This window comes from Bradyrhizobium sp. NBAIM08 (assembly GCF_020193935.1).
Classification (GTDB): domain Bacteria; phylum Pseudomonadota; class Alphaproteobacteria; order Rhizobiales; family Xanthobacteraceae; genus Bradyrhizobium; species Bradyrhizobium yuanmingense.
On sequence record NZ_JADYVR010000002.1, the window covers coordinates 632,648 to 658,065 of the forward strand.

21 protein-coding genes are annotated in these 25,418 nt (G+C 65.5%); 9 read left to right on the forward strand and 12 right to left on the reverse strand.

Annotated elements, in window-relative coordinates:
* Positions 1-71 precede the first annotated feature (71 nt).
* The 3 genes from I6F37_RS09240 to I6F37_RS09250 are packed head-to-tail and all read left to right on the forward strand — an operon-like array spanning position 72 to position 2,355.
* The gene (locus I6F37_RS09240) at positions 72-842 is read left to right on the forward strand and encodes an SDR family oxidoreductase (protein WP_225112218.1); all 771 of its coding nucleotides are present in this window, start codon (positions 72-74) and stop codon (positions 840-842) included.
* Positions 839-1,660: an alpha/beta fold hydrolase gene (locus I6F37_RS09245; protein WP_225112217.1), complete on the forward strand. Its 822-nt coding sequence runs from the start codon at positions 839-841 to the stop codon at positions 1,658-1,660. The genes I6F37_RS09240 and I6F37_RS09245 overlap by 4 nt, the downstream gene beginning before the upstream one ends.
* Before the next feature lie 47 nt (positions 1,661-1,707).
* Positions 1,708-2,355, forward strand: coding sequence for a hypothetical protein (locus I6F37_RS09250; protein WP_057028914.1), 648 nt, complete (start codon positions 1,708-1,710; stop codon positions 2,353-2,355).
* A gap of 130 nt (positions 2,356-2,485) precedes the next feature.
* Here I6F37_RS09250 and guaB read toward each other — a convergent pair whose 3' ends face one another.
* A complete protein-coding gene (guaB, locus tag I6F37_RS09255; RefSeq protein WP_036001027.1) occupies positions 2,486-3,979 on the reverse strand; it encodes an IMP dehydrogenase in 1,494 nt (497 codons plus the stop codon).
* Between the two features lie 485 nt (positions 3,980-4,464).
* On the opposite strand from guaB, the gene I6F37_RS09260 reads away from it, so the two are divergent.
* The gene (locus tag I6F37_RS09260) at positions 4,465-5,955 is read left to right on the forward strand and encodes an MDR family MFS transporter (protein ID WP_225140203.1); all 1,491 of its coding nucleotides are present in this window, start codon (positions 4,465-4,467) and stop codon (positions 5,953-5,955) included.
* Positions 5,956-6,103: 148 nt separating this feature from the next.
* Here the strand turns inward: I6F37_RS09260 and I6F37_RS09265 are convergent, their stop codons facing one another.
* On the reverse strand, positions 6,104-6,790 hold the full coding sequence (locus I6F37_RS09265; protein WP_225151006.1) for an RlmE family RNA methyltransferase: 687 nt from the start codon (positions 6,788-6,790) through the stop codon (positions 6,104-6,106).
* Between the two features lie 2 nt (positions 6,791-6,792).
* A complete protein-coding gene (locus tag I6F37_RS09270; RefSeq protein ID WP_036001035.1) occupies positions 6,793-7,866 on the reverse strand; it encodes a Ppx/GppA phosphatase family protein in 1,074 nt (357 codons plus the stop codon).
* 210 nt (positions 7,867-8,076) lie between these two features.
* On the opposite strand from I6F37_RS09270, the gene I6F37_RS09275 reads away from it, so the two are divergent.
* Positions 8,077-10,449 (forward strand): xanthine dehydrogenase family protein molybdopterin-binding subunit, encoded by a 2,373-nt coding sequence (locus I6F37_RS09275; protein WP_225151007.1) that lies wholly within the window; start codon positions 8,077-8,079, stop codon positions 10,447-10,449.
* Positions 10,450-10,619: 170 nt separating this feature from the next.
* On the opposite strand, the gene I6F37_RS09280 is transcribed toward I6F37_RS09275, so the two are convergent.
* The gene (locus I6F37_RS09280; RefSeq protein ID WP_225151009.1) at positions 10,620-11,420 is read right to left on the reverse strand and encodes a hypothetical protein; all 801 of its coding nucleotides are present in this window, start codon (positions 11,418-11,420) and stop codon (positions 10,620-10,622) included.
* Positions 11,421-11,526: 106 nt separating this feature from the next.
* Between I6F37_RS09280 and I6F37_RS09285 the strand changes: the two genes are divergently transcribed.
* The 3 genes from I6F37_RS09285 to I6F37_RS09295 are packed head-to-tail and all read left to right on the forward strand — an operon-like array spanning position 11,527 to position 14,915.
* Complete coding sequence (locus I6F37_RS09285; protein WP_225112214.1) at positions 11,527-12,018, forward strand: YaiI/YqxD family protein; 492 nt, start codon at positions 11,527-11,529, stop codon at positions 12,016-12,018.
* A 2-nt stretch (positions 12,019-12,020) separates the two neighbouring features.
* Complete coding sequence (locus I6F37_RS09290) at positions 12,021-13,832, forward strand: ABC-F family ATP-binding cassette domain-containing protein (RefSeq protein ID WP_225151011.1); 1,812 nt, start codon at positions 12,021-12,023, stop codon at positions 13,830-13,832.
* A 3-nt stretch (positions 13,833-13,835) separates the two neighbouring features.
* Positions 13,836-14,915, forward strand: a complete 1,080-nt coding sequence (locus tag I6F37_RS09295; RefSeq protein ID WP_225151013.1) for a D-TA family PLP-dependent enzyme — start codon at positions 13,836-13,838, stop codon at positions 14,913-14,915.
* 115 nt (positions 14,916-15,030) lie between these two features.
* Here the strand turns inward: I6F37_RS09295 and I6F37_RS09300 are convergent, their stop codons facing one another.
* The 8 genes from I6F37_RS09300 to I6F37_RS09335 form a co-directional block, all read right to left on the reverse strand.
* A complete protein-coding gene (locus I6F37_RS09300) occupies positions 15,031-16,248 on the reverse strand; it encodes a TIGR03862 family flavoprotein (RefSeq protein WP_225151161.1) in 1,218 nt (405 codons plus the stop codon).
* A complete protein-coding gene (locus I6F37_RS09305) occupies positions 16,245-17,162 on the reverse strand; it encodes an SDR family NAD(P)-dependent oxidoreductase (protein ID WP_225125772.1) in 918 nt (305 codons plus the stop codon). Before I6F37_RS09305 ends, I6F37_RS09300 begins: the two co-directional genes overlap by 4 nt.
* 229 nt (positions 17,163-17,391) lie before the next feature.
* Positions 17,392-17,871: a MaoC family dehydratase gene (locus tag I6F37_RS09310; protein WP_225112211.1), complete on the reverse strand. Its 480-nt coding sequence runs from the start codon at positions 17,869-17,871 to the stop codon at positions 17,392-17,394.
* On the reverse strand, positions 17,872-19,590 hold the full coding sequence (locus I6F37_RS09315; RefSeq protein WP_225151015.1) for an AMP-binding protein: 1,719 nt from the start codon (positions 19,588-19,590) through the stop codon (positions 17,872-17,874).
* Positions 19,590-20,510 carry a 3-hydroxyisobutyrate dehydrogenase gene (gene mmsB / locus I6F37_RS09320; RefSeq protein WP_345944086.1) on the reverse strand — a complete coding sequence of 307 codons (921 nt, stop codon included), beginning with the start codon at positions 20,508-20,510 and terminating at the stop codon, positions 19,590-19,592. The genes I6F37_RS09315 and mmsB overlap by 1 nt, the downstream gene beginning before the upstream one ends.
* A complete protein-coding gene (locus tag I6F37_RS09325; protein WP_225151017.1) occupies positions 20,506-21,570 on the reverse strand; it encodes an enoyl-CoA hydratase/isomerase family protein in 1,065 nt (354 codons plus the stop codon). Before I6F37_RS09325 ends, mmsB begins: the two co-directional genes overlap by 5 nt.
* Entirely contained in the window at positions 21,567-22,712 is a 1,146-nt protein-coding gene (locus tag I6F37_RS09330) for an isobutyryl-CoA dehydrogenase (protein ID WP_057028900.1), read from the reverse strand. The genes I6F37_RS09325 and I6F37_RS09330 overlap by 4 nt, the downstream gene beginning before the upstream one ends.
* Before the next feature lie 121 nt (positions 22,713-22,833).
* Positions 22,834-24,330 carry a CoA-acylating methylmalonate-semialdehyde dehydrogenase gene (locus tag I6F37_RS09335; RefSeq protein WP_036001072.1) on the reverse strand — a complete coding sequence of 499 codons (1,497 nt, stop codon included), beginning with the start codon at positions 24,328-24,330 and terminating at the stop codon, positions 22,834-22,836.
* 102 nt (positions 24,331-24,432) lie between these two features.
* On the opposite strand from I6F37_RS09335, the gene I6F37_RS09340 reads away from it, so the two are divergent.
* Positions 24,433-25,341, forward strand: coding sequence for a LysR family transcriptional regulator (locus tag I6F37_RS09340; protein ID WP_225151019.1), 909 nt, complete (start codon positions 24,433-24,435; stop codon positions 25,339-25,341).
* The last annotated feature ends 77 nt before the right edge of the window (positions 25,342-25,418 follow it).

Below are 25,418 nucleotides of genomic sequence, written 5' to 3' on the forward strand. Positions count from 1 at the left end.
CCATACCAAGGTCTTGGGCCGGATTCCGGCGCATCCTGCCGCATCTGGAGCGAACGAGACGCGAGGGCACAATGAAGATCGTGGTGATCGGCGGCAGCGGCCTGATCGGAAGCAATGTGGTGCGCAGGCTTCAGGCCAAAGGCCACCAGGTGGTCGCGGCCTCGCCCTCCTCCGGCGTCAACACATTGACCCGCGAGGGCCTCGCCGAAGCAGTCGACGGTGCACAAGTCGTAATCGACGTCTCGAATTCGCCCGCCTTCGACGACAAGACCGCGATGGATTTTTTCCGGACCTCGGGCCGCAACCTGCTGGCGGCCGAAACCGCCGCCGAGGTGAAGCATCATCTCGCGCTGTCGGTGGTGGGTACCGACCGACTGGAGACGAGCGGCTATTTTCGCGCAAAGCTTGTGCAAGAGGAGCTCATCCAAGCATCAAGCCTTCCATACACCATCCTGCGCGCGACCCAGTTCTTCGAATTCATCGACGCGATCATCGCAGGCGGCGCCGAGGGCGACGTGATCCGGCTGTCGCCTGCGCATCTCCAGCCCGTCGCTGCCGACGACGTCGCGGCCACACTGACCGAATTGGCGCTTGGTCCGCCTCGCAACCGCATAATCGAGATCGCTGGTCCCGAAAGGCGTGGCCTCGATGAGTTTGCACAGCAGGTTCTGGCCGCCAGGGGCGACACACGCCGAGTGATCCCCGATATCCGGGCGGACTATTTCGGCCTGCCCCTGAACGATCAGTCGCTGACGCCGGGCGACGAGCCACAGCTCGGGCGGACCCGGCTCGCCGACTGGCTCCACAACCCTCTCCTCACCCCAAAGGACGCAAAACGATGAGCACGATCACCACCAAGGACGGCACCGAGATCTATTACAAGGACTGGGGCCAAGGCCCCGTCGTGACCTTCTCGCACGGCTGGCCGCTGAATGCAGACGCCTGGGACGGCCAGATGCTGTTCCTTGCCCAGCACGGCTTTCGCGTCGTCGCGCACGACCGGCGCGGTCATGGTCGCTCCAGCCAGGCCTCGGAGCACAACGACATGAACGGCTATGCCGACGATCTCGCCGCGGTGATCGAAGCGCTTGATTTACGGGACGCCACGCTGATCGGCCATTCCACCGGCGGTGGCGAGGTCGCGCGCTATATCGGCCGCCATGGTACCGGTCGCGTCGCCAAGGCGGTGCTGATCGCGGCGGTGCCGCCGATCATGCTGAAGACCGAAGCCAACCCGGAGGGACTTCCGGTCGAGGTGTTCGATGCCATTCGTGCAGGCGTCGCCGGCGACCGGTCGCAATACTACAAGGATCTGGCGATTGCCTTCTACGGCGCAAACCGGCCGGGTGCAAAAGTCTCGCAGGGCACGCTCGACCAGTTCTGGCTGTGGAGCATGCAGGCAGGCGCCAAGAATGCCTATGAGAGCGTCAAAGCTTTCTCGGAAACTGATTTCACCGAGGACCTGAAGAAGTTCGACGTGCCGACCCTGGTCCTGCACGGCGAGGACGACCAGATCGTGCCGGTCAAGGACTCCGCGCGCAAATCGGCGAAGCTGATCAAGGGCGCCAAGGACGTCTACTACCCGGGGGCCCCGCACGGCCTGACGGCCACCCATCAGGATCAGATCAACGCCGAGCTGCTGAAATTCATCCGGAGCTAGCGATCTCGTTCACCTGAATTGCAGATCTCAACGAGAAAGACAGCAGCATGGACAAACCTGCCCACCGCACCCTCGCGGGCGTCGTCGTTCCCGACACTCCCATAGTCGATGCCGCAATCGAACATGCGCGGCAGCACTGCGCCCCGTATCTGTTCAACCACGTCGTCCGCTCGTGGCTGTTCGCGGCAAGGCTCGGACAATTGCAGAACGTGGTGCACGATGAGGAGGTGCTCGCGGTCGGCACCCTGCTGCACGACATCACGCTGAATGAAAGCTTCGCCGGACCTCGCCGCTTCGAGGTCGAAGGCGCGGACCTGGCGCGGCACTTTGCCGCCGAGCGCGGCTTCGACCGGCGCCGCGCCCAGCTGATCTGGGACAGCGTCGCGCTGAACTCGACCCCGTCGATCGCTCTCTACAAAGAGAGCGAGGTTGCACTCGCCACGGCCGGCATCTGCTTCGACGTCATCGGGCTGCAATACGACATCATCCCCGCCGCCGAAGTGTCGCGGATCGTCGCCGAATTCCCGCGAATGCAGATCAAGCGGCAATTCCGCCGCTGCTTCTGCCATATTGCAAGCACCAGGCCGGAAACAAGCTACGACAATTTCATCCGGGATTTCGGCGAACGCTTTGTCGAAGGATACAGCGCGCCTTCGGTGGTTGATCTGGTGGATGCAGCGCCATTCGCCGAGTAGGATTGCATCTCAACCTTACCTGAGCGACAGCGACGACGAGCTTATCCGAAATCCGGTCGCGGGCCGCTCCGGTGCGAACCAAGCACGGCAGTATCTTATCGCGCGCAAAACGCGCGCGCGACCGAAGCGCCTAACCCCCGCCCGGATAATTCGGGCTCTCGCGCGTGATGGTGACGTCGTGGACGTGGCTTTCGCGCAAGCCCGCACCGGTGATGCGGACGAACTGGGCCTTGTCGTGCAGCTCCTTCATGTCGCGTGCGCCGACATAGCCCATCGCGGCGCGCAAGCCGCCGGCGAGCTGGTGCATGACGTTGCCGACCGGGCCCTTGTAGGGCACCTGCCCCTCGATGCCCTCGGGCACGAGCTTGAGCGTGTCCTTGATGTCCTGCTGGAAGTAGCGGTCGGCAGATCCCCGCGCCATCGCGCCGACCGAGCCCATGCCGCGATAGGCCTTGTAGGAACGGCCCTGCCACAAAAACACTTCGCCGGGCGTCTCGTCGGTGCCGGCGAGCAGCGAGCCGACCATGGCAATGTCGGCGCCGGCCGCGAGCGCTTTCGCAAGGTCGCCGGAATATTTGATGCCACCGTCGGCGATGACGGGGATGTCGGCCTTCTTCGCCGCTTCGACCGCATCCATGATCGCGGTGAGCTGGGGCACGCCGACGCCGGCGACGATGCGCGTGGTGCAGATCGAGCCCGGGCCGATGCCGACCTTGATGCAATCCGCGCCCGCATCGATCAGCGCCTGCGCGCCTTCCGTGGTGGCAACGTTGCCGGCGACGACCTGCACCGAATTGGACAGGCGCTTGATGCGGTTCACCGCCTGCAGCACGTGACGGGAATGGCCGTGCGCGGTGTCGACGACGACAAGGTCGACGCCGGCATCGATCAGCCGCTCGGTGCGCTCGAATCCGGTATCGCCGACCGTGGTGGCGGCAGCGACGCGAAGACGCCCCTGCCCGTCCTTGCAGGCGAGCGGATGAGCAACCGCCTTCTCCATGTCCTTCACGGTGATGAGCCCGACGCAGCGATATTGATCGTCGACCACCAGCAGCTTCTCGATGCGGTGCTGGTGCAGCATCCGCCGCGCCTCATCTTGGTTGACATTCTCACGGACCGTGACGAGCCCTTCACGGGTCATCAGCTCGGAGACTTTTTGCCGGCGGTCGGTGGCAAAGCGCACGTCGCGGTTGGTGAGGATGCCGACCAGCTTGCCGGGCGTGTTCTTGCCGGCGCCGGTGACGACGGGAATGCCGGAGATGCCGTGATCGCTCATCAGCTTGAGCGCGTCGTCGAGCGTGGCGTCGGGGCTGATGGTGAGCGGGTTCACCACCATGCCGGACTCGTAGCGCTTGACCTGCCGCACCTGGGCGGCCTGCCCTTCGGGATCGAAGTTGCGGTGGATGACGCCGAGGCCGCCGGCCTGCGCCATGGCGATCGCCATGCGGGCCTCGGTGACGGTGTCCATGGCCGAGGCCATGATCGGGATGTTGAGCGGGATGGCGCGGGTGACGCGGGAGCGAATGTCGACCTCGCCCGGCATGACGTCGGACAGGCCAGGCTTCAACAGCACGTCGTCGAACGTAAAGGCTTCGCGGATGCCCTGAAGTTGCACCGTGGCCATCTGCCAACTCCTTCCTGCGGCCCTGCCGCAAATGCTAATGGATGAGCGCCGCCCTCGGCGTCCCTTGCGGCAACGCCTTGAGAATCGGAGCCCATCGGTGGGGTTGACGCGGGTCGATAGCACGGCCGCGTGACGAATCAAAGCAATTCGGGCCGCTGGCCAGCCATGCACAGGGGTTTTTTGGCCGATTCAGCGGGGTTGGGCTCGGTGCGCCGTCCCCTCCGCCGTCATTCCGGGGCGCGACGAAGTCGCGAACCCGTAATCCATCTGGCGGCAACGCTGCGGCCCAATAGATTCCGGGCTCGCGCCAAGGGGCGCGCCCCGGAATGACGGCGGAGCGAGAAGCGACGCCCCGGCATGACGGAGGCTGTGGGTCACACCGTTGTTACGCGGGATTTAGGTGCCATGCGTGGATCCGCAATGGTCGGCGGCGGACGGCGGTGATAAGCCGCAGCTCCACCCCTCCTTCCGATTTCATTACCCTCATGGTCGACAAGCAACGCGTCATTCCGCTGATCGTGGCCACCGCTCTGTTCATGGAGAACATGGATTCGACCGTGATCGCCACCTCGCTGCCGGCGATCGCAGCCGACATCGGCACCAGCCCGCTGACGCTGAAGCTCGCGATCACCTCCTATCTGCTGTCGCTCGCGGTGTTCATTCCGGCGAGCGGCTGGACCGCCGACCGGTTTGGCGCGCGGATGGTGTTCGCGATCGCCGTCGGCGTGTTCATGGTCGGCTCGGTCGGCTGCGCGCTCTCGACCTCGGTCACCGACTTCGTGTTCGCGCGCATCCTGCAAGGCATGGGCGGCGCCATGATGACGCCGGTCGGGCGCCTCGTGCTGCTGCGTTCGGTCGATAAGAGCGCGCTGGTCAACGCCATGGCTTGGGTGACGGTCCCTGCCCTGATCGGTCCCGTGATCGGCCCGCCGCTCGGCGGCTTCATCACGACCTATGCGTCCTGGCACTGGATCTTCCTGATCAACATCCCGATCGGGCTGCTCGGGATCTTCATGGCGCTGAAGTACATCGACCCGATCAAGAGCGAGGAACGCGAGCCATTCGATCTCTACGGCATGGTGCTCTCTGGGCTGGGGCTCGCAGGCATCGCCTTCGGCCTTTCCGTTGCCGGGCTCAACCTGCTGCCATGGAGCACGGTGGCCGCGCTGGTCGTGGGCGGAGCGATCTCGATGACGCTCTACGTCATCCACGCGCGGCGGACCAGATCGCCGGTGCTGGACTTCTCGCTCCTGAAGCTGCCGACGCTGCGCGCAGCCGTGTTCGGCGGCTTCCTGTTCCGGCTCGGTATCGGCGCGCTGCCGTTCCTGCTGCCGCTCCTGATGCAGATCGGCTTCGGCCTGTCGCCGTTCCATTCCGGCCTCGTCACCTTTGCCTCCTCGCTCGGGGCGATGGGCATGAAGACGCTGGCGGCGCGCATCATCCGCACCTTCGGCTTCCGCAATTTGATGACGGTGAACGCGATCGTCAGCGCGTTCTTTCTCGGCGTCTGCGCGCTGTTCACGGTGACGACGCCGCTGCTCATCATCATGGTGATCCTGGTGGTCGGCGGCTTCTTCCGCTCGCTGCAGTTCACTGCGATCAACACGGTCGCCTATGCCGACGTCGAGACCGCGCAGATGAGCCGCGCCACCACCCTCGTCAGCGTCAACCAGCAGCTCGCGATCTCGGCCGGCGTCGCCGTCGGCGCGGCCTGTGTCGAGACCACGATGTGGTTCAGCCATGTCAGCGAGCTCAACGCCACGGTGTTCGCGCCCGCCTTCGTCGTGGTCGCGCTGACCTCGGCGGCCTCGAGCTGGTTCTTCTGGCAGATGCCCGCGGACGCCGGCCACGAGATTTCGGGGCGCAAGGCGGTGGAGATCGCGAGCCGCAAGGGTGCCGGCAAGGGTGCGGAGAAGGCCGCGGTCAAGGCGGCATCCGAGGATACGCAGGACGTGCGGGATCAGCGGCTGGGGTGAATACCTCCTCGGTCATTCCGGGGCGATGCGCAGCATCGAACTATGATGCGCAATTGCGCATCTGAGAATCCATCGCACCGCGGAACGCGTCGAGACATGGATTCCGGGCTCGCCTCTTCGAGGCGCCCCGGAATGACGGAGTGCGAGGCTACGCCGCTCCCCCGCCGCGAAATCCCGTCGCCAGCACGTAGCGTTCCGAGGAATCCTGCCGGCTCGCCGCCGGCTTGACGTGACGCACGGTGGCGAAGTCGCGCTTGAGCTTGGCCAGCAGCTCAGCGTCGGCGCCGCTCTGGAACGTTTTCGCCAGGAACGTGCCGCCGGGCTTGAGCACGTCGCAGGCAAAGGCCGCCGCCGTCTCGACCAGGCCGACGATGCGGAGCTGGTCGGTCTTGCGGTGGCCGGTGGTGTTGGCGGCCATATCGGACATCACGACGTCGGCCTTGCCGCCCAGCATCGCGGTGAGCTTCTCGGGCGCGTCGTTGTCCATGAAGTCGAGCTGCGCGAAATCGACCCCGGGAATCTCCGGCATCTCCAACAGATCGATCGCGACGACCTTGCCCTTGCCTTCCAATGATCCGACGCGCTTGGCGGCAATCTGGCTCCAGCCGCCGGGCGCCGCGCCGAGATCGACCACGGCCATGCCAGGCTTCAGAAGCCGGAACTTGTCGTCGATCTCCAGCAGCTTGAACGCGGCGCGGGAGCGATAGCCCGCCGCCTTGGCTTTGGCGACGTAGGGATCGTTGAGCTGCCGCTCCAGCCACAGCTTCGACGACAATTTGCGCTTGCCGCCGGTCTTGACCTGGACGTGCAAGCGGCCGGTGGTGTCCTTGGCCATACTCACCAGCTCCTGAGCGCGCCGTCCTCGCGCATCATCTCGACCAGCATGCCCTCGCGCAAGCCGCGGTCGGCGACGCGCAGGCGCGGCAGCGGAAAGGCGCGGCGGATAGCGTCGAGGATGGCGCAGCCCGCCAGGACGAGATCGGCGCGCTCGACGCTGATGCAGCTGTTGGCGGCACGCTCCTCGTAGCTCATGCCGAGCAGCTTGTTGATGGTCGCGGTGATGTCGGCATCGTTCATCCAGATGCTGTCGATGCGGCGGCGGTCATAGCGCGCGAGGTTGAGATGGATGCCGGCCAGCGTCGTCACCGTGCCCGACGTGCCGAGCAGGTGCATGTCGGCGAGATCGCGGCCGTGCTCCTCGGCGAATGGCGCGACGTGGCTTGCGACCTCCTGCTCCATGGCGGCATAGATCTCCGGCGTGACGTCGCGTCCGCCGAACTGCTCAGCGAGCGTGACCACACCATAGGGAATCGACATCCAGGCCTTTATGCGCGGCTCCGGATTGGTGGCGTCGCGCTCGATCCGCACCAGCTCGGTGGAGCCGCCGCCGATGTCGAACAGGATCGCGCCCCGCCCCCTGGGGTCGACCAGCGGCGAGCAACCCAGCACGGCGAGCGCGGCCTCGGTCTCGCGGTCGATCACCTCGAGCTCGATGCCGGTCTCGGCCGCAACGCGGCTGCGGAAACCTTCCGCGTTCGAAGCCGCGCGGCAGGCTTCGGTCGCGATCAGCCGCAGCCGCCGTGCCTTCCGCAGATTGATCTTGTCGCGGCAGATGCTGAGCGCGGCGATGGCGCGCTCGATCGCGGCGTCGCTGATGCACCCGGTCGCCGAGACGCCCTCCCCGAGCCGTATGATGCGCGAGAAGGAATCGACCACGCGAAAGCCGTCCTGGGTCGGACAGGCGATCAGCAGCCTGCAATTGTTGGTGCCGAGGTCCAGCGCCGCATAGACGCCGGTTCCCGGCGCCTGCGCGCCGACGGCCGGATTGGTGGCCAACGCCACCGCCGCCATCGACCCCTCCAGCTCGCTATGCGGCGCATGGCCGTCGCGGAGCCGCGTGTGGTCATTCATACAAACTGTCTTTCCGCGGCCGGTCGGGCCGGTCTGGAATTGATTATTCGCCTGAAACATTAGCAGCGCGGCAGGCCTGCGCAACAACGCATCACATGGGACCATGTCCAATCGTGCGTTGTCGTGAACGGGGGTGGTGGGTTATTTGAGGGAGTCCGGTGCTCCGCTGCCGCGAAAATGCGCAAATGCCGGCTTTTCAGGTCAATTCCCATGCAAGAACACACCAAATCGTCGACGCTCGAGAACGCTATTGCACTGCAAAAGTATGGCGTCGGGCAACCGGTCCGCCGCAAGGAGGACGACACGCTGGTGCGCGGCAAGGGCCGCTACACCGACGATTTCAACCTGCCGAACCAGGCCTATGCCGTGGTCGTCCGCTCGACCCATGCCCATGGCATCATCCGCAGCATCGGCCTCGATGCTGCCAAGGCGATGCCGGGTGTGCTGGGCGTGTGGACCGGGAAGGATCTCGATGCCGCCGGCTATGGCCCCTTCACCTGCGGCCTGCCGCTGAAGAGCCGCGACGGCTCGCCCCTGCTCCAGACCAACCGCCAGCCATTGGCGACCGACAAGGTCCGCTTCGTCGGCGATCCCGTCGCCTTCGTGGTGGCCGAGACGCTGGCTCAGGCGCGCGACGCGGCCGAGGCGGTCGAGCTCGACATCGAGCCGCTGCCGGCGGTGACGGACCCGGAGCAAGCCGCCAAGCCCGGCGCGCCGCAGCTCTATGACCACATTCCTGGTAACGTCGCACTCGACTACCACTATGGCGACATGGACAAGGTGAACGCCGCCTTCGCCAGCGCCGCTCATGTGACCAAGCTCGACATCGAGAACACCCGCGTTGCCGTGGTCTCGATGGAGCCGCGCGTGGGGCTTGCCTCCTACGACAAGAAGACCGAGCGCTACACGCTTCAGGTGCCGACGCAGGGCGTTGCCGGCAACCGCGCCAACCTCGCCAAGAACCTGAAGGTGCCGAACGAGAAGGTGCGCATTCTCACCGCCAATGTCGGCGGCTCCTTCGGCATGAAGAACATCAACTATCCCGAGTACATGTGCATTCTGTATGCGGCGAAGGCACTGGGACGCCCGGTGAAGTGGCTGGACGAGCGCTCCACCAGCTTCCTCTCCGACAGCCACGGCCGCGCCCAGAAGATCCACGCCGAGCTCGCGCTCGATGCCGAGGGGCAGTTCCTCGCGGCAAAGCTGTCCGGCTACGGCAATCTCGGCGCCTACATCACCGGCGTCGCGCCGGGGCCGCTTTCGCTCAACACCGGCAAGAACTTCTCCAGCGTCTATCGCACGCCGCTGATGGCGGTCGACATCAAGGTGGTGCTGACCAACACCACGCTGATGGGGGCCTATCGCGGCGCCGGCCGGCCCGAGGCGAACTATTACATGGAGCGGCTGATCGACCGCGCCGCCGACGAGATGGGCATCAATCGGCTGACCTTGCGTAAGCGCAACTTCATCAAGCCGAACCAGATCCCGTTCGCGGCGTCGTCCGGCGTCACTTATGACAGCGGCGACTTCCAGGCCGTGTTCAACAAGGCGCTCGAGATCTCCGACCACGAGAACTTCGCCAAGCGCAAGAAGGAGAGCAAGAAGGCGGGCAAGCTGCGCGGCATTGCGGTCGGCTCCTATCTCGAGGTCACGGCGCCGCCGAGCCCCGAGCTCGGCAAGATCGTGTTCGATCCTGACGGCACCGTGCAGCTCATCACCGGCACGCTCGACTACGGCCAGGGCCACGCCACCCCGTTCGCGCAGGTGCTGTGCGAGCAGCTCGGTGTTCCCTTCGAGAGCGTGAAGCTCGTACAGGGCGACAGCGATATCGTCCACACCGGCAACGGCACCGGCGGATCGCGCTCGATCACCGCGACGGGCCAGGCCATCGTGGGGGCCGCAAAGCTCGTCATCGAGAAGGGCAAACGCGCCGCTGCACATATGCTGGAAGCATCCGAAGCCGATATCGAGTTTGCCGACGGCAGCTTTACGATCGCCGGCACCGATCGCAGCATCGACATCATGGAGCTCGCCAAGCGTCTGCATGACGGCAAGGTGCCGGAGGGCGTGCCTGACAGCCTCGATGTCGACCACACCAGCGAACCGGTCGCCTCGGCGTTCCCGAACGGCTGCCACGTCGCCGAGGTCGAGATCGACCCGGACACCGGTGTGGTGCAGATCGTGCGCTACAGCGCGGTCAACGATTTCGGCACGGTGATCAACCCGATGCTGGTCGCGGGCCAGCTCCATGGCGGCGTGGTCCAGGGCATCGGCCAGGCCCTGATGGAGCACATTCGCTACGACGACAATGGCCAGCCGATCACGGGCTCGCTGATGGACTACGCCCTGCCCCGCGCGGAGGACGTCCCCAACATGACGGTCGGCGACCACCCGGTGCCCGCCACCACCAACCCGCTCGGCAGCAAGGGCTGCGGCGAAGCCGGCTGCGCCGGCAGCCTGTCGACAGTGGTGAACGCGGTGCTCGATGCGCTGTCGGAGTACGGCATCAAGCACATCGACATGCCGCTGACCCCCGAGCGGGTGTGGCGCGCGATCCAGGAGGCGAAGGCCAAGGCGGCGTAAGGGGCACTATCGTCGCCACAAACTCTACTGTCATCGCCCGGCTTGACCGGGCGATCCAGTACTCCGAGACGGCAGCGATTGACCGAGAAGCTGCGGCGTACTGGATTCCCCGCCTTCGCGGGGAATGACGACGTCCTTGATTGACGGGCGTGGGCTTTCCCAACTGTCCGCTACGCCGCCGCCTGCTCGCGCGGCTGGTAGATCGCGGTGTGCTGGCAATGCGCGAGCGGCGTCGTGCCGTTGGCGACGACGAGGGCGTCGAGCTCGACGAAACGGTGGCCCTTCTTCTCGTAGTTCGCGGTGACTCTTGCCCGCGCGGTGATCTCGTCGCCGGCCCGGGCGGCGGACAGCAGCTGCATGCGGCTGCCCACGTGGATCCAGGGACCCAGGATGGTGTTGTCCACCAGGACGCGGTTCATGACGCGCTGGATCAGGCCGGGATGGCCGAGGCTCTCGCGGGCAAAAATCGGATCGGCCTCCCTGACGTCAGTGAGATAGTCGGCCGCATCCTGCCCGGCCCACCGGCGCGGCGTCGTGCCCAGCCATTTGCCCAGCTCGAATGTCGCAGGACTGACAGGCTTGCGCTCGGCGGCGGCGGGGACTTCGACATAGTCGCTCAACGACACTGCCGGCACCGCCGCCGGCAGCGACGCCGTTCCCGTGGCACACAGCTCGGTGCGACTGAACACCTCGATGGTCAGCAGGCCGTTGTGCTCGGTGGCATCGACATCGGCGGTCTCGCCGTCATAGACCGGCTTGATGAAGCGGGCCTCGACCAGCCCGCGCGACAGGAAGTCCCGCCCCCAGCGCGCGATCGGCACGTGCATCATGTAGGCGAAGACGTCGACACCGGGGACCAGCCCGCCGGAAAAGCCGAAGCGGCGGGCCACATTGTCGTCGTGCATCTTGTTTTCGGACTGCCTGGCGGTGTTGTAGGCCTCGACGCGGTAGGTTTCGAGCCGGTTCGGCATGACTGGCCTTTCCCTGTTCTTGTTGTTTCGGGAGCGATCGTAGGGCCTGAGGAACTGGGGTCAATCCCCTCGCCTTTGCGGCCCGAATGCGGTACCACGCGGCGGAATGACCGAGACCCCGACCCGCATCTATGTCGACGCCGACGCCTGTCCGGTGAAGGACGAAATCTATCGCGTGGCGCTCCGGCACGGCGTGCCCGTGAGCGTGGTCGCCGGCAATTTCATCCGCGTGCCGCAGGACCCTCTGATCGAGCGCATCGCCGCGGGCAGCGGCATGGACGCCGCGGACGACTGGATCGCCGAGCGCGCCAGGCCCGGCGACGTGGTTGTGACCTCGGACATTCCGCTGGCGAGCCGCTGTGTGAAGGCGGGCGCCGACGTGATCGCGCCGAACGGCAAGCCGTTCACCGAAGAATCGATCGGGATGACGCTGGCGGTGCGCAATCTGATGACGGACCTGCGATCGGCCGGCGAAGTCACCGGCGGCCCGCGCTCGTTCTCGCCGCGAGACCGCTCCAGCTTCCTCTCGGCGCTCGACCAGACACTGCGCCGGATCCAGCGCCGCCGCGCAGATCAGGCCGCAACGAGCCAAAGTTAGCCATGGCCCCGCCGCTGATCCAACTCAAAGACATCAGGCTGACCTTCGGCGGCACGCCGCTGCTGTCGGGCGTCGAGCTCAACGTCGCGCCATCCGAACGGGTCTGCCTGATCGGCCGCAACGGCTCCGGCAAATCGACCCTGCTGAAGATCGCGGCCGGCCTGGTCGAGCCTGACGCCGGCACACGCTTCGTGCAGCCCGGCGCAACGGTGCGCTACCTGCCGCAGGAGCCGGATTTCGGCGCGCACAAGAGCACGCTCGCCTATGTCGAGTCCGGGCTCGCGCCGGGGGACGACCAGCACCAGGCGCGCTATCTCCTGGAGCAGCTCGGCCTCACCGGCGAGGAGAACCCGCACAACCTCTCCGGTGGCGAGGCGCGCCGCGCGGCGCTGGCCTTCGTGCTGGCGCCCTCGCCCGACATCCTGCTGCTGGACGAGCCGACCAACCATCTCGATCTCGCCACCATCGAATGGCTGGAGCAGGAGCTCGACTCCAGGCGCAGCGCGCTCGTCATCATCAGCCACGACCGTCGCTTCCTGACCAATCTCTCGCGCTCCACCGCTTGGCTCGATCGCGGCCGGATCAAGCAGATCGATCGCGGCTTTGCCTCGTTCGAGAGCTGGCGCGACGAGGTGCTGGCCGAGGAGGAGCGCGATCAGCACAAGCTCGACCGCAAGATCGTCGACGAGGAGCACTGGCTGCGCCACGGCGTCTCCGGCCGCCGCAAGCGCAACGTCAAGCGGCTCGCCAATCTGCATGCGCTGCGCGCCCAGCGCCGCAACTATCGCGGCACCGCCGGCAGCGCCAACCTCGCAGCCAGCGAAGCCGAGCAGTCCGGCAAGCTGGTGATCGAGGCCAAGGGCATCACGAAATCCTACGGCGAGCGCAAGATCGTCGAGAATTTCTCCACCCGCATCCAGCGCGGCGACCGGCTCGGCATCATCGGGCCGAACGGCGCCGGCAAGACCACGCTGGTCAACCTGCTCACCGGCGGCATGCAGCCGGATTCCGGGACGATACGTCTCGGCGCCAATCTGGAGACGGCGACGCTCGACCAGCACCGCGAAAGCCTCGATCCCAAATCGACGCTCGCCGAAGCGCTCACCGGCGGCCGCGGCGATCAAATCATGGTCGGCGGCAAGCCGAAGCACGTCGTCGGCTACATGAAGGACTTCCTGTTCGCGCAGGAGCAACGCGGCACACCGCTGGAGGTGCTCTCGGGCGGGGAGCGCGGCCGGCTGATGCTGGCGCGGGCGCTGGCAAAGCCGTCGAACCTCCTGGTGCTGGACGAGCCGACCAATGATCTTGATCTCGAAACGCTCGACGTGCTCGAGGAGATGCTTGGCGACTACGAAGGCACCGTCATCCTGATCAGTCACGACCGCGACTTCCTCGACCGCGTCGTCACCTCGGTGATTGCGCCGGAGGGTAACGGCAAGTGGACCGAATATGCCGGCGGCTACAGCGACATGCTGAGCCAACGTGGCGCCGATTTGAAGCGCGAGGCGCCGAAAGCGCCACCGCTGGCGGAGAGGAAGGACGAGCGCGCAGCGGTCCCCTCGTCCGCGCCCAAGCGCAAGCTCAGCTTCAACGAGAAGCACGCGCTGGAAACGCTGCCGAAGAAGATGGAAACGCTGCACGCCGATATTGCAAAATTGCAGCGCGTGCTCGACGACCCCGGTCTCTATGCGAAAGATCGCAAAAAATTTGACGACACATCGGCTGCCATCGCCAAGGCGCACGAAGAATTGTCCGCCGCCGAAGAGCGTTGGCTCGAACTCGAAATGCTCCGCGAAGAGATTGAACAGGCATAACTCATGACAACAACTCTTGCAGCCAAGATCGCCCGCGAATACGGCACACCCTGTGCCGTCATCGACATGGACAGGGTCGAGCGCAACATCGCGCGGATCCAGAAGGCCTGCGACGACGCCGGAATCGCCAATCGCCCCCACATCAAGACGCACAAGAACCCGACCATTGCCAAGATGCAGGTCGCGGCCGGCGCCAAGGGCATCACCTGCCAGAAACTGGGCGAAGCCGAGATCATGGCCCATGCCGGCATCGACGACATCCTGATCAGCTACAATCTGCTGGGCGATGAGAAGATGGCGCGGCTCGGCGCGCTGCAGGCGAAGGCCAACATGACGGTGGCGGCCGACAATTCGACCGTCGTCGCCGGCCTGCCTAAGGCGGCTGCGGCGTCAGGCCGCCCGCTCTCGGTCGTGGTCGAATGCGATACCGGGCGCAAGCGCGCAGGCGTCGAAACGCCGGCGGAGGCGATTGCGCTGGCGCGCGAGATCGCGGCGTCTGAGGGACTCGCGTTCGCCGGCTTCATGCTGTATCCGACCGAGACCGGCTGGGCTGAGGCGCAGAAATTCTACGACGAGGCGCTGGCTGGCGTGCGCGCGCACGGGCTCGACGCCAAGATCGTCTCGACCGGCGGCACGCCGAACCTCGTCAATATCGGCAAGCTCAAGGGCGGCACCGAGCACCGCTTCGGCACCTATATCTACAACGATCGCATGCAGGTCGCCGCGGGCTCGGCGACTTGGGACGATTGCGCGCTGCACATCTATTCGACGGTGGTCAGCCGCGCCGCGCCCGAGCGCGGCATTCTCGATGCCGGCTCGAAAACGCTGACGACGGATACCGGCGGGCTCGACGGCCACGGCCTGATCCTGGAACATCCCGAAGCCAAGATCGCGAAGTTCGCCGAGGAGCACGGTTTTCTCGATCTCTCCCGCAGCAACACGCGGCCCAATGTCGGCGACGTCGTCCGCATCGTGCCGAACCACGTCTGCGTCGTCGTCAACATGATGGATGAGGTGGTGATGGTGCGCGGCGAGGACATCATCGGCACGCTGCCGGTGGCCGCGCGTGGGAAGCTGCGGTAGGTGTACGCGCGCCGTTGCCACGGCCGTCATTGCGAGGAGCTCTTGCGACGAAGCAATCCAGACTTCCGCGGAGGAGGGATTCTGGATTGCTTCGCTGCGCTCGCAATGACGGGGGTTAGCGTTTGAGCCACTCCAGCACGCCCCTGCCCGCGGCAGCCCCAGTCGCGAAGGACGCCTGCAAGAGATAGCCGCCGGTCGGCGCCTCCCAATCCAGCATCTCGCCGGCGGCGAACACACCTTGCAATTTGCGCAGCATGAATTGCTCGTCGAGCTCGTCGAACATAATTCCACCCGCGGTCGAGATCGCGCGATCGATCGGCGCCACTCCGGTGAGCTGAACTGGAATAGCATTGATCAGCCCTGCGAGCTCCGCCGGCGAGAACGCGGCCAGCGGCCGGCCGGAGGCGAAGGCTGCCTCCTGCATCAATCCGATGCCGACCGGCGACAATTGCGCGGCCTTGCGCAGGAAGTTCGCCAGCGATTGCTTGCCACGCACGCCTGACAGCCGCGTGGTCAGCGCAGCGGCGTCGAGATCGGGCCGCAACCCGATCATCAGCGTCGCCTGCCCGAGATTCAGCACAGCCTCGCGCAGTTCCGCCGACAACGAGTAGATCGCGCCGCCTTCGATGCCGCTGCGGGTGATCATCGCCTCTCCGCGCACCGTGTGTGCGCCGATCGTCAACGCCACGCCCTTGAGCGGCTGGCCCTCGAACCGGTCGCGGAACAGTTTGGACCAAGCGACCGTGAAGCCGGAATTGGCCGGCCGCAGCTTCGAGACGGCAATGCCCTTTGCAGCGAGGATGTCGACCCAGCCGGCGTCCGAGCCGAGCCGCGGCCAGCTTGCGCCGCCGAGCGCGAGCAGCGTGGCGTTCGCTTCGATGGCGGAGACGCCTTTCGGCGTCTGAAAGATCAACCGACCCTCGCCGTCCCAGCCGATCCAGCGATGGCGAAAAGCAAAGCGGACACCGGCGGCATCGAGCCGCCGCAGCCAGGCGCGCAGCAAGGGCGAGGCCTTGAACGTTTTCGGAAACACGCGTCCGCTGCTGCCGACGAAGGTCGGCTCGCCCAGCGCCTCGCTCCAGGCACGCAGCGCATCGGGCGAAAATGCCTCGACCGCCGCCTGCAGCTTCGGTGCGGCCTCGCGGTAGCGCGCCATGAATTGCGGCAGCGGTTCGCTGTGAGTGAGGTTGAGTCCGCCGCGGCCGGCCATCAGGAATTTGCGTCCCGCTGATGGCATGGCGTCATAGACGGTGACGGGGGCGCCGCCTGACGCCAGCACCTCCGCCGCCATCAGCCCGGCGGGACCTGCGCCGATGACGGCGACGTCGGTCAGAGCTTGATCCCCGCCCGCACTGCTGCCTGCGCGACGTATTTCTGCGTCTGCTCGAACGCGCCCTGCAGCGCCCTCGCCTTCGACATGTCGCTGATCTCGGCGAAATGCGCGGCGATCGCATCCGGCGTCCACTCGCTCTCCGGCAGGTTGATACCTTCGCTCTCCAAAATCTTGATCACCGCAAACGAGCCGGCACCGGCGCCCATGATGGTGCGGGTCGGCGCATCCTCGCTCAGCATGTACTCGACCGCAGGGGTGATCGCGTTCGGCTTCATCAGTTGCAGCGCCTGCGGCGGCAGCAGCTCTTCGGTCATGCGCGTCGCCGCCGTCGGCGAGATGATGTTGACGCGGATGTCGTTCTTGCGGCCCTCCTCGGCGAGCACGTTCATCAGGCCGACCATGCCGGACTTCGCGGCGCCGTAATTGGCCTGACCGAAATTGCCGTACAGGCCCGAGGATGAGGTGGTCAGCACGATGCGGCCGTAATTGCGGTCACGCATGCCGGCCCAGGCCGCCTTGCAGCAATAGAAAGTGCCGACGAGATGCACGTCGAGTACCTTCTGGAAATCGGCCACCTCCATCTTGCCGAACGACTTGTCGCGCAGGATGCCGGCATTGGCGCACAAGAGATCGACGCTGCCCCACTCCTTGGTAGCGCGCTCGACCATGGCGGTGACCTGCTCGAAATTGGAGACGTCGGCGCCGTCGGCCATCGCGATGCCGCCGGCCTTGCGGATCTCCTCGACCACGGCCTCGGCCGGCGACAGCGAGCCGCCGGTGCCGTCGCGCGCGCCACCGAAATCGTTGACCACGACCTTGGCGCCGCGGCTCGCCAGCCCCAGCGCATGCGCGCGTCCGAGACCATTGCCCGCGCCGGTGACGATGGCGACGCGTCCGTCGAACCTGATTGGCATTGCGTAGCTTCCTGTCTTCTTGCCTTCTCCCCTTGTGGGAGAAGGTGGCGCGAAGCGCCGGATGAGGGGTATCTATCAACAGCGGAGCTCGCGGAGAGATACCCCTCACCCGGCTTCGCTTCGCGAAGCCACCCTCTCCCACAAGGGGAGAGGGTGAGAACCGCGAGAATTCGTCAGCTTTTGAGCAGCGATGGGTTGCCGGGTCAAGCCCGGCAAGGACGGCACGGGCCTACTCGAAATAGATCAGGCCGAGCCAGTCGGCGACGAGCGCCGGTTTATCCTCGCCCTCGATCTCGACCGTGACGTTGGTGCGGGACTGGAGCTCGCCTGGCTTGCGGAGCTTGGCTTCCGCCAGCACGAAACGGCCACGCACGCGCTTGCCTGAGCGCACCGGCGAGATGAAGCGCAGCCTGTCGAAGCCGTAATTCACGCCCATCGTGGTGCCCGCAATCACGGGCATCACCTCGTAGGACATGATCGACAGCAGCGACATCGTGAGAAAACCATGCGCAATGGTAGTGCCGAACGCGGTTTCCTTCTTCGCGCGTTCCGGATCGACGTGGATGAACTGGTGATCTTTGATCACGTCGGCATAGCTGTCGATGCGGGGCTGATCGATCAGGTGCCACGACGATACGCCGATCTCCTTGCCGATCATGGCCTGATAGGCCTCGAGCGTAACAGGCGGCTTCTTCCAGACTTCGTTCACTTAGGTCTCACTCCGTGTCTTCGCCAGCTCCGGAAAATCCTCCTCACGGAATTCCCGGCCGCGCAAGGGATCGCTGCGATCGTCGTCGCGTTCGAGCCGTCGTAGCTGGACGCGGCGGATCTTTCCAGAGATCGTCTTCGGCAGCTCGGTGACGATTTCGAGGCGGCGGATGCGCTTGAACGGGGCCAGGCGCGCGTGCAGGTGCTTGAAGATCGATAGCGCGGTTTCCGGCGAGCGTTCTGCACCCGCGGTCAGCAGCACGAACGCCTTGGGGATCGCGAGCCGGATTGGATCCGGGCTCGGCACCACCGCAGCTTCCGCGACCAGCTCGTGCTCGAGCAGGACGCTCTCCAGTTCGAACGGGCTGATGCGATAATCGGAGGATTTGAAGACGTCGTCAGAGCGGCCGACGAAGGTCAAGTAGCCATCCTCATCCGCGAAAACGACGTCGCCGCTGCGATAGAGCGCGCCTTCGGCGCCGGACAACTTGCCATCCTCGCCCTGGTAGCCCTGCATCAGGCCCGCGGGGCGGTCAGCGCCCAGCACCAGCGTCACCTCGCCTTCCTTGGCCGGGTTTCCATCGGCATCGCTGATCTGCACGCGATAGCCTGGCAGCGGACGGCCCATCGAGCCGATCTTGATGGGCTGGCCCGGCGAGTTGCCGGCGAGCGCCGTGGTCTCGGTCTGGCCGTAGCCGTCGCGAATGGTGAGGCCCCAGGCGGCCTGCACCTGATCGATCACTTCAGGATTGAGCGGCTCGCCGGCGCCGCAGACCTCGCGAAGCGCCACCTTGAACGAGGCGAGGTTCTCCTGGATGAACAGCCGCCACACCGTCGGCGGCGCGCACAGCGTGGTGACGCCGCAGCGGCCGATGGTGGCAAGCAGCGCCTTGGCGTCGAAGCGCGGCTGGTTGACCACGAACACGGTCGCACCCGCATTCCACGGCGCGAAGAAGCAGCTCCAGGCATGCTTGGCCCAGCCGGGCGAGGAGATGTTGAGATGGACGTCGCCGGGCTTCAGCCCGATCCAGTACATCGTCGAGAGATGGCCGACGGGATAGCTGCGCTGACTGTGTCGCACCAATTTTGGTTTTGCTGTCGTACCCGAGGTGAAATACAGCAGCATCGGATCGTCGGCATTGGTCGGACCATCAGGCGCGAAGCTTTCGGAAGCTTTTGCTGCTTCGTCATATGCCAGCCAACCGTCGGAGGCCGCGCCGACGACGATGCGAACGACATTCTCGGCGCCCAAGCTCGTGAATTTCGCGACCTGGTCCTGCGCGGCGACCACTGCCCTTGCCTTGCCGCGATCGAGCCGGTCGCGCAGCTCGTCGGCGGTCAGCAGCGTCGTGGCGGGAATGACGACCACGCCGAGCTTCATCGCGGCAAGCATCGTCTCCCACAGCGGAACCACGTTGCCGAGCAGCAGCAGGAGATGGTCGCCGCGCCGGAGGCCCTGCGCGCGGAGGAAGTTGGCGACCTGGTTGGAGCGGCGCGACAGCGCCGCAAAGGACAGCTTCGTCTGCTTGTCCTGGGCGGCATCGACGATCCAGAGCGCGGGCCGATCCTTGCTGTCCGCATTGGCCGCGAGCTCGGCGTCGAACCAGTCGAGCGCCCAGTTGAAAGGAACCGGATCAGGCCAGCGGAAACCTTTGACCGCAGCCTCGTATTCCGTGCGGTGTTGCAGAAGGAACGCGCGTGCTTCCTGGAATGTGGTCATCAAGCTTTCCCGGCTAAACTCCTAACGTGCTTGATAATTCCGGAAAAATCCACCCCGCCCTGGCCGGCTGCGTCGAAAGACTGATAGATCTCCTGCGCATGCTTGCCGAGCGGCGTCGCCGCGCCCGCAGCCTTGGCCGCATCCTGCGCCAGGGTGAGGTCCTTCACCATCAGCGCCGAGGCAAAGCCCGGCTTGTAATCGTTGTTGGCCGGCGAGGTCGGCACCGGGCCCGGCACCGGGCAATAGGTGGTCAGCGACCAGCACTGGCCGGACGAGGTCGAGGCGACGTCGAACAGCGCCTGATGCGAGAGCCCGAGCTTCTCACCGAGCGCGAAGGCTTCGCTCACCGCGATCATGGAAATGCCGAGGATCATGTTGTTGCAGATTTTTGCGGCCTGCCCTGCGCCGGCACCGCCGCAATGTACGATCTTCTTGCCCATGTTCTCGAGCACGGGCTTGGCCGCGGCAAATGCCTTCTCCTCGCCGCCGCACATGAAGGTGAGCGTCGCACCCTTGGCACCGCCCGTGCCGCCGGAGACCGGCGCATCGACCGAGAGCACGCCGTGCTTGGCGGCGAGCGCATGCGCGGCTCGCGCGCTTTCGACGTCGATGGTGGAGCTGTCGATGATGAGCGCACCCTTGGTCATGGCGGGCACGACCTCGTTCCAGACGCCGAGCACATGCTTGCCTGCGGGCAGCATGGTGACGACGACATCGGCGCCCTTCACCGCGGCCGGTGCGCTGTCGGCGATGCTGGCGCCATCGGTCTTGGCCTGATTGCGCGAGGCTTCGACAAGATCGAACGCCACCACCTTGTGGCCGGCCTTGACGAGGTTGGCCGCCATCGGGCCGCCCATGTTGCCGAGACCGATGAATGCGATCGTCGCCATTGTCGTTTCCTCCGCTACAGCGTTGTTAATTGAACTTCAATTCGTCCGCGCCGATCTCGGCGAAATAGGGCGCAAGCATCTCCGGCGTCACATCCTCGATCCGCGGCGGCGACCAGGTCGGGTTGCGGTCCTTGTCGATCACGGCGGCGCGCACGCCCTCGCGAAAATCATCGCTCCGAAACACCTCCAGCGCGGCGCGGTATTCGCGAACCAGGCACTCTTCCAGGCTCGATCCGCGCGCAAGGCGCAGTAGCTTCAGCGTGACCACCATGCCGCGCGGCGATTTTTCGTTCAGCGTCTTCAGCGTGGCCAGCGCGAACTCGGAACCATCGCGCTTCAGCGCAGCGACAATGTCCTCCATGCGGTCGAAGCCGAACAACGCATCGATGACCGGCTCCCTGGCGGCGACCGGCCCCGCAGTCTCGCCGGAGGCGAAGCCGTCGATGAGCTTGCTGACATCGGCTGCGGTCGCACCGGACCGCAGCTTGGTCAGCGCCTCGCGCAGCTCCGGCAATCTCACGGCCGGCACCACCCAATCGGCAAACTTCGCGTGGATCGCGTCCGGCCCGTTCATGGTCTGGCCGGTCAGCCCGAAATAGGTGCCGATCTCGCCCGGCGAATGCGACAGCAGATAGGTGCCGCCGACATCGGGGAAGAAGCCGAGGCCGACTTCGGGCATCGCGAGCTTGGTCCGATCGGTGACGATACGGTGGCTGGCATGGGCGGACAGACCGACACCGCCGCCCATCACGATGCCGTCCATGAAGGCGACATAGGGTTTTGGAAATTTCTTGATCCGGGCATTGAGGATGTACTCCTCGCGCCACAGGATCTTGCCGAGATCGCCACCCGCCTTCGAGCTTTCCCAGAGCGTGCGGATGTCGCCGCCGGCGCAGAGGCCGCGCTCGCCGGCGCCTTCCAGCAGGATCACGGCAATTGCAGGATCAGCTTCGAAACGATCGAGCGCCTTGTCGATGTCGCGAAACATCTCAAGCGTCACGGCGTTGATCGCCTTGGGACGATTGAGCCTGATGATGCCGGCCGCGCCTTCGACGCGCGCGACCAGATCGCCCTCTTCCACCCCACTCATCGCGCGCCCTCGATCAGTTTGCGCGCCACGATGAGCCGCATGATTTCATTGGTGCCTTCGAGGATCTGGTGCACGCGTAAGTCGCGCACGATCTTCTCGATGCCGTATTCGCTGAGGTAGCCGTAGCCGCCGTGGAGTTGCAGCGCATGGTTGGCAACCTCGAACCCGACATCGGTGCCGAAGCGTTTCGCCATGGCGCAGAGCATGGTGGCGTCGGGGTCTTTGCGATCGAGCGCCGCGGCGGCGCGCCACAGGAAGGTGCGCGCGGCCTCCAACTCGATCGCCATGTCGGCGAGACGGAATTGCAGCGCCTGGAATTCGTCGAGCCGCTTCCCGAACGCCTTGCGCTCCTTCATGTAGGCGCGCGCCTTGTCGAGTGCTGCTTGCGCGCCGCCGAGCGAGCACGCCGTAATGTTGAGACGGCCGCCGTCGAGGCCGGCCATCGCGATCTTGAAGCCTGTGCCCTCCTCGCTCAGGCGATTGGCCACAGGCACGCGGGCGTTCTCGAATATCACCGCGCGGGTCGGCTGCGCGTTCCAGCCCATCTTGCGCTCATTGGCGCCGAAGGAGACACCCGGCGCCTTGCCGTCGATCACGAGCGTCGAGATGCCGCCGGGACCGTCGCCACCGGTACGTACCATCGCGACCAGAATATCCGTGCCGCCAGCGCCGGAGATGAATTGCTTCTGGCCGTTTAGGACGTAGTGGTCGCCGTCGCGCACGGCGCGCGTGCGCAGCGCCGCGGCGTCCGAGCCGGCACCCGGCTCGGTCAGGCAGTAGCTTGCGATCAGCTCCATGGTGCAGAGCTTCGGCAGCCATTGGTGGCGCTGGGTGTCGCTGCCGAAGGCATCGATCATCCAGCTCGCCATATTGTGGATGGAGATGAAGGCCGAGGTGGTCGGGCAGCCCGTCGCCAGCGCCTCGAAGATCAGCGCTGCGTCGAACCGCGTCATGGCGGAGCCGCCGACATCGTCGCGGATATAGATGCCGCCCATGCCGAGCTTGGCGGCTTCGCGCATCACCTCGACTGGAAAATACTTCTCCTCGTCCCAACGCAGCGCGTGCGGCGCGATCCTTTCCGCCGCAAACGCCAGCGCCATGTCGCGAAGGACGACCTGATCCTCGTTCAGAGCGAACTGCATGCTGGGCTGCTCACTATTCTCGTCATTGCGAGGAGCGAAGCGACGAAGCAATCCAGAGTAGTTCCGCAGTGACAGTCTGGATTGCTTCGCTGCGCTCGCAATGACAGGCTGGGCTACAGCCTTACTTCATCAGCGGGATCGAGAACTCCGCACCTTCCTTGACGCCGGACGGCCAGCGCGAGGTCACCGTCTTGGTCTTGGTGTAGAAGCGGATCGAGTCCGGGCCGTGCTGGTTGAGATCGCCGAAGCCCGACTTCTTCCAGCCGCCGAAGGTGTAATAAGCGATCGGCACCGGGATCGGCACGTTGATGCCGACCATGCCGACGTTGACTCTGGCCGCGAAGTCGCGCGCGGCATCGCCGTCGCGGGTGAAGATGGCAACGCCGTTGCCGTAATCGTGGTCGGACGGCAGCGCCAGCGCCTCCTTGTAGTCGTGCGCGCGCACCACCGAGAGCACCGGGCCAAAGATCTCTTCCTTGTAGATCCGCATGTCCTTGGTGACGTTGTCGAACAGCGAACCGCCGAGATAGAAGCCGTTCTCGTAACCCTGCATCTTGAAGCCGCGGCCGTCGACGGCGAGCGTCGCGCCTTCCTTGACGCCGATGTCGATGTAGCTCTTGACCTTCTCGACCGCCTCGCGGGTCACGAGCGGACCGTAGTCGGCCGACGGATCGATCGAGGTGCCGATCTTCAAGGACTCGACGCGCGGGATCAGCTTTTCCATCAGGCGGTCGGCGGTGGACTTGCCGACGGGGACCGCGACGGAAACGGCCATGCAGCGCTCGCCGGCCGAGCCGTAGCCGGCGCCGATCAGCGCGTCGACGGCCTGGTCCATGTCCGCGTCCGGCATGACGATGGCGTGGTTCTTGGCGCCGCCGAAGCACTGGCAGCGCTTGCCGGTCTGCGCGGCGCGCTCGTAGATGTATTGCGCGATCGGCGTCGAGCCGACGAAGCCGATGGCCTTGATGTCGGGATCGTCGAGGATGGCGTCGACCGCCTCCTTGTCGCCGTTGACGACGTTGAGGATGCCGGCGGGCAGGCCCGCTTCCATCATGAGTTCAGCGAGCAGCATCGGCACGCCGGGGTCGCGCTCCGAGGGCTTGAGGATGAAAGCGTTGCCGCAGGCGATCGCCGGCGCAAACTTCCACATCGGGATCATCGCCGGGAAATTGAACGGCGTAATGCCTGCGACGACGCCGAGCGGCTGACGCATCGAATAGATGTCGATGCCGGGGCCAGCGCCTTCGGTGTACTCGCCCTTCATCAGATGCGGAATGCCGCAAGCGAATTCCGCGACTTCTAGGCCGCGCTGGATGTCGCCCTTGGCGTCGGGGACGGTCTTGCCGTGCTCGCGCGCGAGCAGCTCGGCGAGCTTGTCGTAATCGCGCTGGACCAGTTCAACAAATTTCATCATGACGCGGGCGCGGCGCTGCGGGTTGGTCGCGGCCCATTCGGGCTGTGCGGCGCGCGCGTTCTCGACGGCGGCGCGGACCTCGGCCTTGGACGCCAGCGCCACCTTGGCCTGAACGTCACCGGTCATCGGCTCGAAAACGTCGGCGGTGCGGCCCGAGGTGCCCTTGACCTCCTTGCCACCGATGAAATGTCCGATTGAACGCATGGAATGGTCTCCTTCAGGCCGAGCGTGGTCGCTTTGACAAATCCTATTGACCTGCATTTTATAGGATTCAAGTCTGAGATAATGCACCATAGATGTGCGAAAATGCTGGATCAAGGCGCTATCGATTGGGACGACTTTCGCTTCGTGCTGGCCATCGTGCGGGGCGGCTCGGTTTCGGCTGCGGCAAAACAGCTGGGGGTCGACCATGCCACCGTGATCCGCCGCGTCGACCGGCTGGAGAAGCACCTCTCGGCCAAGCTGTTCGACCGGCGCAAGACCGGCTACCTCCTCACCGAGGCCGGCCAGCGCGTCGCCGACAGCGCCGAAGCCATGGAATCGACCATTGTTGCCAATCAGGAGCAGGTCGGCGGCTCCGTGGCGCGGCTGACCGGGACGGTGCGGATCGGCGCGCCTGATGGGTTCGGCACCGCCTTCCTGGCGCCGCGGCTGACGCCGTTCGCGGACTGCTATCCCGATCTCGATTTGCAACTTGTGGCCACCGCGCGGCTGTTCAGCCTCTCCAAGCGCGAGGCCGACATCGCCATCAGCCTGACCATGCCGAAGGAAGGTCGCATCGTCGGGCGCAAGCTGCTCGACTACCGCCTCGGGCTCTACGCAGCCCCCGCCTATCTCGACCGCTTCCCGAAAATCGCCTCGCGGCAGGATCTGACGCAGCACCGCTTCGTCGGCTACATCGAGGAACTCCTGTTCACGCCGGAGCTCGACTATCTGCCACAGGTGTCGCCGCGAATCTCGGCGCGCTTCCGCAGCGCCAATCTGATCGCCCAGCTCAACGCCACGCTCTCAGGCTTCGGCATCGCGGTGCTGCCGCATTTCATGGCGAGCGACTATCCGCAGCTCGTCGCCGTGCTGCCCGACGAAATCTCGATCACGCGGACGTTCTGGATGCTGATGCACGCCGACAGCAAGGACCTGGCGCGGATCAGAGCCGTGGCGGATTACATCTCGGAGATTGTCGAGCGCGAGCGGGCGTTGTTTGCTGGGCGGTGAACGGCGGTCTCTTAGGGGTCTCGTAGGGTGGGTTAGCCGAAGGCGTAACCCACCTCTTCCGTCTCCGCGGACGAACA

Coding starts and splice junctions, on each gene's coding strand:
- I6F37_RS09240 (WP_225112218.1), top strand. CDS start 72: ATGAAGATCGTGGTGATCGGCGGCAGCGGCCTGATCGGAAGCAATGTG.
- I6F37_RS09245 (WP_225112217.1), top strand. CDS start 839: ATGAGCACGATCACCACCAAGGACGGCACCGAGATCTATTACAAGGAC.
- I6F37_RS09250 (WP_057028914.1), top strand. CDS start 1,708: ATGGACAAACCTGCCCACCGCACCCTCGCGGGCGTCGTCGTTCCCGAC.
- guaB (WP_036001027.1), bottom strand. CDS start 3,979: ATGGCCACGGTGCAACTTCAGGGCATCCGCGAAGCCTTTACGTTCGAC.
- I6F37_RS09260 (WP_225140203.1), top strand. CDS start 4,465: ATGGTCGACAAGCAACGCGTCATTCCGCTGATCGTGGCCACCGCTCTG.
- I6F37_RS09265 (WP_225151006.1), bottom strand. CDS start 6,790: ATGGCCAAGGACACCACCGGCCGCTTGCACGTCCAGGTCAAGACCGGC.
- I6F37_RS09270 (WP_036001035.1), bottom strand. CDS start 7,866: ATGAATGACCACACGCGGCTCCGCGACGGCCATGCGCCGCATAGCGAG.
- I6F37_RS09275 (WP_225151007.1), top strand. CDS start 8,077: ATGCAAGAACACACCAAATCGTCGACGCTCGAGAACGCTATTGCACTG.
- I6F37_RS09280 (WP_225151009.1), bottom strand. CDS start 11,420: ATGCCGAACCGGCTCGAAACCTACCGCGTCGAGGCCTACAACACCGCC.
- I6F37_RS09285 (WP_225112214.1), top strand. CDS start 11,527: ATGACCGAGACCCCGACCCGCATCTATGTCGACGCCGACGCCTGTCCG.
- I6F37_RS09290 (WP_225151011.1), top strand. CDS start 12,021: ATGGCCCCGCCGCTGATCCAACTCAAAGACATCAGGCTGACCTTCGGC.
- I6F37_RS09295 (WP_225151013.1), top strand. CDS start 13,836: ATGACAACAACTCTTGCAGCCAAGATCGCCCGCGAATACGGCACACCC.
- I6F37_RS09305 (WP_225125772.1), bottom strand. CDS start 17,162: ATGCCAATCAGGTTCGACGGACGCGTCGCCATCGTCACCGGCGCGGGC.
- I6F37_RS09315 (WP_225151015.1), bottom strand. CDS start 19,590: ATGACCACATTCCAGGAAGCACGCGCGTTCCTTCTGCAACACCGCACG.
- I6F37_RS09325 (WP_225151017.1), bottom strand. CDS start 21,570: ATGAGTGGGGTGGAAGAGGGCGATCTGGTCGCGCGCGTCGAAGGCGCG.
- I6F37_RS09330 (WP_057028900.1), bottom strand. CDS start 22,712: ATGCAGTTCGCTCTGAACGAGGATCAGGTCGTCCTTCGCGACATGGCG.
- I6F37_RS09335 (WP_036001072.1), bottom strand. CDS start 24,330: ATGCGTTCAATCGGACATTTCATCGGTGGCAAGGAGGTCAAGGGCACC.
- I6F37_RS09340 (WP_225151019.1), top strand. CDS start 24,433: ATGCTGGATCAAGGCGCTATCGATTGGGACGACTTTCGCTTCGTGCTG.